At 41.2% G+C, this 4,363-nt stretch carries 8 protein-coding genes; all 8 read right to left on the minus strand.

The annotated features are described in order from the left end of the window. On the minus strand, positions 1 to 187 hold a 187-nt coding region (locus ACH2DQ_RS01535; protein WP_395025233.1), incomplete at its 3' end, for a 50S ribosomal protein L19. 181 nt (positions 188 to 368) lie between these two features. Then, positions 369 to 1,106 (minus strand): tRNA (guanosine(37)-N1)-methyltransferase TrmD, encoded by a 738-nt coding sequence (trmD, locus tag ACH2DQ_RS01540; RefSeq protein ID WP_394911328.1) that lies wholly within the window; start codon positions 1,104 to 1,106, stop codon positions 369 to 371. A 3-nt stretch (positions 1,107 to 1,109) separates the two neighbouring features. Beyond that, complete coding sequence (gene rimM / locus ACH2DQ_RS01545; protein ID WP_394911329.1) at positions 1,110 to 1,616, minus strand: ribosome maturation factor RimM; 507 nt, start codon at positions 1,614 to 1,616, stop codon at positions 1,110 to 1,112. Positions 1,617 to 1,771: 155 nt separating this feature from the next. After that, positions 1,772 to 1,999 carry a KH domain-containing protein gene (locus ACH2DQ_RS01550; protein WP_394911330.1) on the minus strand — a complete coding sequence of 76 codons (228 nt, stop codon included), beginning with the start codon at positions 1,997 to 1,999 and terminating at the stop codon, positions 1,772 to 1,774. Between the two features lie 16 nt (positions 2,000 to 2,015). Beyond that, on the minus strand, positions 2,016 to 2,261 hold the full coding sequence (gene rpsP / locus ACH2DQ_RS01555; RefSeq protein WP_027294137.1) for a 30S ribosomal protein S16: 246 nt from the start codon (positions 2,259 to 2,261) through the stop codon (positions 2,016 to 2,018). Between the two features lie 36 nt (positions 2,262 to 2,297). Beyond that, positions 2,298 to 3,644 (minus strand): signal recognition particle protein, encoded by a 1,347-nt coding sequence (gene ffh / locus ACH2DQ_RS01560; RefSeq protein WP_394911331.1) that lies wholly within the window; start codon positions 3,642 to 3,644, stop codon positions 2,298 to 2,300. A gap of 3 nt (positions 3,645 to 3,647) precedes the next feature. Next, on the minus strand, positions 3,648 to 3,974 hold the full coding sequence (gene ylxM / locus ACH2DQ_RS01565) for a YlxM family DNA-binding protein (RefSeq protein WP_394911332.1): 327 nt from the start codon (positions 3,972 to 3,974) through the stop codon (positions 3,648 to 3,650). 64 nt (positions 3,975 to 4,038) lie between these two features. Then, positions 4,039 to 4,363, minus strand: a 325-nt coding sequence (locus ACH2DQ_RS01570) for a phosphatidylserine decarboxylase (RefSeq protein ID WP_395025237.1), incomplete at its 5' end; no start/stop codon positions are given.

Raw genomic sequence — 4,363 nt, forward strand, 5'->3', positions numbered from 1 at the left:
TTCTAACAGTAAATGTAGCTCTATTGCTTCCGCCCTGTTTCTTTAAAACAGTTCCTTCGAAAACCTGAATTCTTTCACGGTTTCCTTCTTTGATTTTTGCATATACCTTTACAGTATCACCAACGTTAAATTCTGGTGCGTCAGCTCTTAACTGAGCTGCTTCGATGTTCTTAATAATATCGTTCATTGTGTGCCTCCTTATTTATATGGATGTTCTTAATACGATCTGTAACAGAGGACCATCTCTTTTCTCACAACGCTATTTATTTTATCATGTTTGTTGTATTATGTCAAATAAAATTCTTTAATAAATCCTTAAGAATACAGATAATCGTAACGGTTCCATAGCTTTACAGATACGCGGTTTCCTACACTTCCGGATCAGACATTTCAGCAATTAATTCCAGCTCCGGTTTTGTAAGTTCTGCCTTTTCAAGCAGATCCGGGCGGCGCTGTGCAGTACGGATTACCGACTGCTCTCTTCTCCATTTTTCGATATTGGCATGGTGGCCCGACAATAATACCGGAGGAACCTTTTTGCCGTTCCACTCTTCCGGGCGGCTGTACTGGGGATATTCCAGCAGATTGTCCTGAAAAGATTCAAACTGTGCGGATTCATCATTATTAAGAACGCCGGGAACCAGTCTGGAAATAGCATCTATCATGACCATTGCAGGCAGTTCTCCTCCCGTAAGGACATAATCACCGATTGAGAGATAGTCGGTAACCACTTCCTCTAACACCCGTTCATCAATGCCTTCATAATGACCGCACAGAAAGACCAGATCCTTTTCTTTTGCCAGGTCTTCGGCTATGGTCTGGTTAAATACACTGCCCTGGGGGGTCAGATAGATAACTCTGGGGCGATATCCGATTTTATCAGAAACAGCTTTCCAGGCGCCGTATACGGGCTCAGCCTGCATGACCATACCTGCACCGCCACCGTATGGGTAGTCATCTACTTTATGGTGTTTATTGGTGGAATAATCTCTTATATCGGTGGTTGCAAGGCTGATCAGCCCTTTTTCCATTGCCCTTCCGATGATACTGGTATTCAGCCCATCCTGAATCATTTCCGGAAATAAAGTCAGTACGTGGTAATTCATAGACTACACCAGTCCTTCCATTAAGTGTATTTCCATTTTCCGCCCCGTTATATCCACATTTAAAATGCATTCTTTAATTGCCGGGAGAAGCACTTCTTTTTGTTCCTCTGTTTCCACTACATAGACATCGTTTGCACCGGTTTCCAATACATCGGTGAGGATTCCAAATTTCCTGCCCTCATCTGTAAAAACCTCCATCCCAATCATGTCTGCAATAAAGTATTCATTGGGTTTTAATTTTACTGCATTTTCCCGGGTAACAAATAATCCTTTTCCTTTGTACTTTTCCACTTCGTTGATGTTGTCAAATTCTTTGAACTTCAGGATTACAAACTGCTTAAAGAATTTGACTTGTTCCACCTGAAGTTCTAAAGTCTCTCTTCCGGCATCCAGTAGTACAGATTTTAATTTTTTGAAGCGGTTGGGATCATCTGTAGTAGGGAAAACTTTTACTTCGCCCCGGATTCCATGCATGGAGGAAATGATTCCCACCTGTAGTAAATCGTCCATAATTTACTTCCTTTCGTATCGTTTCTATTGTAAACGTATCAAACGTAACATTCCTATTCTGATAAGCCAAATATCCCCGCTTCCACTAGCGGGAATAAAACAAGAAAAGCCTCGTTTTCACGAGGCCTGACCGCTATGAAATCTTATAGCAAAAGCTACAGGATGTCCACAATCACTTTCTTATCATCCTTAGAAGCTGCAGCTTTGACTACAGAACGGATTGCTTTTGCAATACGTCCCTGTTTGCCGATAACCTTACCCATATCGGATGGGGAAACCTTTAACTCTACAACAATAGACTTGCCGGTTTCTTTTTCAGTGACTACTACTTCTTCCGGGTGTTCAACGAGAGACTTTGCAATTACTTCTACTAATTCTTTCATCACGTTCACCTCTGTTCTACTTTTCGATACCAGCTATTTTGAAGAGTTTACCAACTACTTCTGTAGGCTGAGCACCATTAGCAAGCCATTTTTTAGCTAATTCTTCATTAACTTTGAATTCGCTAGGCTCGATGTTTGGATTGTAAGTACCGAGTTCTTCGATACATTTTCCATCTCTTGGTGATCTTGAATCAGCTACAACGATTCTATAGAAAGGAGCTTTTTTCTGTCCCATTCTTCTTAATCTAATCTTTACTGCCATTTGTCTTTCACCTCCTTGGTTTATTCTCAATATATGTTAAAAAGGAAGTTTGAACTTACCTCTTTTACCACCTTTGCCTCCCATCATTCCAGGGAACTGTTTCATCATTTTTCTTGCCTGGTCAAACTGTTTCACCAGTTTGTTTACTTCGCTGATATCAACGCCTGCACCAGTTGCAATTCGTTTCTTCCGGGATGGATTTAAGATATCCGGATTGGAACGTTCTTTCGGTGTCATGGAAAGAATCATCGCTTCTTTTCTCGCCATATCCTTTTCATCAATCATTCCTTCAATATCCTTGGCTTTGCTGCCGAATCCAGGCATCATGCTTAATACACTGGAGATTCCACCCATGTTCTTCATCTGATTCATACTTTCTAAGTAATCGTCAAATCCAAACTGTGCTTTTTTCAGCTTCTGCTCCATATCCCTGGCTTTTTCTTCATCGATATTGGCCTGTGCCTTTTCAATCAGTGACATAACGTCACCCATTCCCAGTATTCTGGAAGCCATACGCTCCGGATAAAACTGCTCCAGATCCGAGAGCTTTTCACCCATGCCGACATATAAGATCGGTTTTCCACAGGTTGCTTTTATAGATAATGCGGCACCGCCACGGGTGTCACCATCTAACTTGGTTACGATTACGCCGTCAATCCCAATCTTATCATTGAACATTTCGGATACGTTTACCGCATCCTGTCCGGTCATGGCATCGACAACCAGTATCGTCTGGTCTACATGGATTGCCTCTTTGATGTGAATCAATTCATTCATCATGTCCTCATCAATATGAAGACGTCCAGCCGTATCCAGGATTACTACATTTAATCCCTTGCTTTTCGCATGTTCGATAGCGGCTTTTGCAATATTCACAGGGTTTTGCTTATCTCCCATAGAGAAGACTTCCACACCCTGTTTCTCGCCATTTATCTGTAACTGCTGGATTGCTGCCGGGCGATAGATATCGCAGGCTGCCAGCAATGGCTTTCTGCCTTTTGATTTTAACTTACCGGCAATTTTAGCCGTAGTCGTGGTTTTACCGGCACCCTGAAGTCCGACCATCATGATGACTGTAATTTCATTTCCGGGTTTCAGTGCGATCTCCGTAGTTTCCGAACCCATTAATTTAACGAGTTCTTCATTTACGATCTTAATGACCATCTGTCCCGGGTTCAAGCCGTTCATGACATCCTGTCCGACAGCTCTTTCCTGAACCGCCTTAATGAACTGCTTAACAACCTTGAAGCTTACATCGGCTTCCAATAAAGCCATCTTTACTTCTTTTAATGCAGTCTTTACATCTGCTTCTGTCAGTCTTCCTTTACTACGTAAATTCCGGAAAACATTCTGCAGTTTATCTGATAAGCTTTCAAATGCCATAGATTACAACTCCTCTAATATCTCATTGGATATTTTCTCAATCTGCTCATGCCCCTGCTGTCCTTTTGAAAGCGCATGAATCTGCTCTACTTTTTCTTTCACAGACAAAAACTTTTCCACCAGATGCAATTTGTTCTCGTAATCATCCAGAATCTTATTACACCTTTTTATCAAATCATGTACGCCCTGCCGGCTGATATTCTGTTCCTCTGCCACCTCTGTATAAGACAGATCATTTAAAATAACATCTTCATAGACATTTCTCTGATGTTCCGTCAGGAGCTCTCCGTAAAAATCATATAATAAAGTTTGTTCCACAAATTTTTCCATTTGTAATCACCTTGATTATCATATACGATAAAGTTATTCTTGTCAAGTATTTTTTCTTGACAAATTAAATTTTACCGATACACTCTCCCATCTTAATGAAAGTTTCATATCCATTCTCTGTATTTTCGAAAAATTCTGAAGCTATTTTTACTTTATCCGGCTCCACAAGGAGTATGATGGTAGAACCGCCATACTCAAATTTACCCTTTTCGTGTCCTTTTTTTACATAGCCTTCCTGCTGGTAGTTTTTAATGCGACCAACCAGAAGTGCCCCTACCTCCATTTGAAGCAGCGTACCAAAGCAGCGGGTTTTTATTAACGTATATTCCCGCTGGTTTTCTTTATATACCGGTACTGTTTCACAGGCTGCAGGCTGTACGGTATGCAGG

The sequence above is a fragment of the Robinsoniella sp. genome, from assembly GCF_034124845.1.

Coding starts and splice junctions, on each gene's coding strand:
- trmD (WP_394911328.1), bottom strand. CDS start 1,106: ATGAATTACCACGTACTGACTTTATTTCCGGAAATGATTCAGGATGGG.
- rimM (WP_394911329.1), bottom strand. CDS start 1,616: ATGGACGATTTACTACAGGTGGGAATCATTTCCTCCATGCATGGAATC.
- ACH2DQ_RS01550 (WP_394911330.1), bottom strand. CDS start 1,999: ATGAAAGAATTAGTAGAAGTAATTGCAAAGTCTCTCGTTGAACACCCG.
- rpsP (WP_027294137.1), bottom strand. CDS start 2,261: ATGGCAGTAAAGATTAGATTAAGAAGAATGGGACAGAAAAAAGCTCCT.
- ffh (WP_394911331.1), bottom strand. CDS start 3,644: ATGGCATTTGAAAGCTTATCAGATAAACTGCAGAATGTTTTCCGGAAT.
- ylxM (WP_394911332.1), bottom strand. CDS start 3,974: ATGGAAAAATTTGTGGAACAAACTTTATTATATGATTTTTACGGAGAG.